This is a genomic window from Candidatus Collinsella stercoripullorum, assembly GCF_027669965.1.
Taxonomy (GTDB): Bacteria; Actinomycetota; Coriobacteriia; order Coriobacteriales; family Coriobacteriaceae; genus Collinsella; species Collinsella stercoripullorum.
Genome location: NZ_JAQECM010000091.1, coordinates 1 through 2,581, shown reverse-complemented (window position 1 = coordinate 2,581; position 2,581 = coordinate 1). Strand labels below are relative to the sequence as shown.

The 2,581-nt window shown below is 69.2% G+C and carries 2 protein-coding genes; both read right to left on the bottom strand.

Going from position 1 to position 2,581, the window contains the following annotated elements; all coding sequences use genetic code 11:
- Positions 1-115: 115 nt before the first annotated feature.
- Positions 116-862, bottom strand: a complete 747-nt coding sequence (locus tag PHA29_RS10410) for an ATP-binding protein (protein WP_270849569.1) — start codon at positions 860-862, stop codon at positions 116-118.
- 4 nt (positions 863-866) lie between these two features.
- Positions 867-2,426 (bottom strand): IS21 family transposase, encoded by a 1,560-nt coding sequence (gene istA / locus PHA29_RS10405; protein WP_270849567.1) that lies wholly within the window; start codon positions 2,424-2,426, stop codon positions 867-869.
- Positions 2,427-2,581: the final 155 nt, after the last annotated feature.

Here is a 2,581-nt window from a genome sequence, read left to right as displayed (position 1 = left end):
TGAGTATTTGCCCCGCTGAGCACCACAGATTATCGCGATTCAGCACCGGCAGCATTGCGAATCGGCACCGGCCGCGGCATGGGTCGGCACCGCGGCCGGCGCCCGTACGAGAGCTCTAGCCCGAGTCTCCGCCCAGCTTCCTCCTCATGTTCATCTCGCCCATGCCGACCCATGCGGCGCCGTGGACGATGCGGTCCATGATGGCGTCGGCGTGGACCCCGCCGCCGAGCCTGGCGTGCCAGTCCTTCTGGCGGAACTGGGTGCAGAAGACGGTGGACGCCGTGCCGTAGCGGGCCTCCATGAGCTCGAGCAGGAAGCCCCGGAAGAGCTCGTCGGGGCGGTCGAGCAGCCACTCGTCGAGCACGAGGACCTGGAAGGCCGCGTACTTCCTCGTGATCTTGCGCTCGCCGCCGGGGCGCTCGCGCGCCTCGCGCCAGAGCTCCTCCAGGTCGGGGCACCTGATGTAGCAGGCCCGCATCCTCCGCTGGCAGGCGGCCTTGGCGATCGCGCAGGCCAGGTAGGTCTTGCCCGTGCCGGTGGGCCCCTGCAGCACCACGCTCTGGCCGCGCTCGGCGAAGCCGCAGGCGGCAAGCTCGGTGATCAGCAGCCGGTCCAGGCCGCGCTCCTCCGAGAAGTCTATGGAGCGGACGTCGGCCTCCGGGTACCTCAGGTTGGCGCGCTTGGTGAGGTTTCGGACCTTGGACGTGACGAAGGCCGAGTGGGCCTCGTCGACGGCCATCTGCACCCGCTCGGCGCAGGTCATGCCCATGCACATGCCCTCGTCCTGGGCCTCGAGGGCGTCCAGCAGGTCGGCGGCGCCCATGTCGCGCAGCTTGCGCTTCGTCTCCACTGAGAGGTCCATCGCGCTACGCCTCCCCGTAGAAGTCGGCGCCGCGCACGTAGCCGGCCTCGTCCTCGCCGGGCCCGCCGTCGTCCGTGCGCGTTCCGGGGACCAGGTCCTGGTTGGTCTCGAGGATGGGCTTGAGGTGCCTGTACCGGGGCGAGGGCAGGCCGCTCGCGAGCGCCATCGCGCACGCCCTCTCCAGCCTCGGCCTCGTGTAGCGGTGCTCGAGCCTGAGCACGGCGAGGGCCGCGTTGAAGCCCTGCTCCTCGTAGTCGACGCGCTGGAAGATGCGGTCCACCACCTCCCTGCAGGACGGCCCGACGCGGTCGGCCCAGCGCCGGATGCGGCCCGCGTCCCAGTCGGAGTACGATCTCCCCTCGGGAAGGTCGCCGGCATGAGTCGAGTAGCGGTTCCTCGCGAACGACGGGAAGAGCGGGTGCGTCGCCAGCCGCTCGCCGGCGAGGAAGACCTCCACGGTGGCGTCGGTGACCCTCAGGTCCACCGTCCTGCCCACGGCGAGGTGGCTCACCGAGTAGTAGTTGCGCTTGTAGGCGACGTGGCAGTTGCGCTGCACCTTCCTGCCGTAGACCCACTCGCAGACCTCGTGGGGCACCGCCGGCAGCGGCCTCAGGAGCGGCCTCTCCTGCTCCTCGAAGACCTCCCGGCGCGTGCCCTCGCGCTTGGAGAAGGGCCTCGAGTTGTGCTCCTCGAGCTTCTCCGCCACAGCCCTCTTGAGCTGGTTGAAATCGGTGAAGACCTCGTCCCGCAGCGCGGCGATGATCTCCAGGGCGGCCTGCCACACCTCGTTCTCGGCACTCGGCTTGTCGCGCGGCGTCGCGACGCGCGCCGGCATCACCGCCGAGCCGTAGTGGGCGGCCATCTCGCGATAGGCCTCGTTCAGCTCGACCTCGCCCTCGCGCGGGTGGGCCCTCACGCCGGTCCTGAGGTTGTCGGGCACTATGCAGGGCGTCGAGCCGCCCATGTAGGCGAACGCGTGCACGTGGCAGCGAAGCCATGTATCCTCTCTCATGTCCAGCGTAGGCTCGACGTAGGACAGGCGGCTGAAGGGCAGGCAGGCCACGAACAGGAAGACCTTGGAGACCTCGCCCGTGGCGGGGTCGACGAGCGACATCGTCGGCCCCGCCCAGTCGACCTCAAGAATCCTGCCGGCCCTGTGCCCGACGCGGCTCACGACCTGCTTCCTCACCGTGAACTCGCGGTAGCGCTTGCAGAAGCGGTCGTAGGACATGAAGGGCTCGCCCTTCGACCTCTGCTCGTCGCGGTACTCCTCGTGCAGCCGCTTGAGCGTGACCCCGACCCGGGCGAGCTCGCGGTGCACGCGCTCCCAGTCGGGGTCCGGGTAGACGTCCCGGTCGCGGACCTTCTCGGGGAAGAGCGCGGCGTAGACCTCCGCATCCGACATCCCCTCGGCCTCCGCCCAGCCGATCCCCGCCGCCTCGGCGGCCTCGGACACCGCCTGGACGCTGTGCTTCGACATTCCCTGCGACCTCGCGATCGCGTTTCGCGACATGCCCGACTCGAGCAGTCGCAGGACCTCCCTGGCCCTGATCTTCCTCGCCATGTCTCGCCTCCTTCTCTCTCGGTTGCATGGCGAGCCGAGCGTAGGCGGAGGCGGTGCCGAACGGGAATACGGCTGGTGCCGAACGGCAATATCGGGCGATGGATGGAGCGGTGCCGAATCGCGATACCGAGGGTGCTAACAGGCGCGATTACTCA

Excerpts from the sequence above, each read along its gene's own strand:
- PHA29_RS10410 (WP_270849569.1), bottom strand. The coding sequence starts at position 862 with ATGGACCTCTCAGTGGAGACGAAGCGCAAGCTGCGCGACATGGGCGCC.
- istA (WP_270849567.1), bottom strand. The coding sequence starts at position 2,426 with ATGGCGAGGAAGATCAGGGCCAGGGAGGTCCTGCGACTGCTCGAGTCG.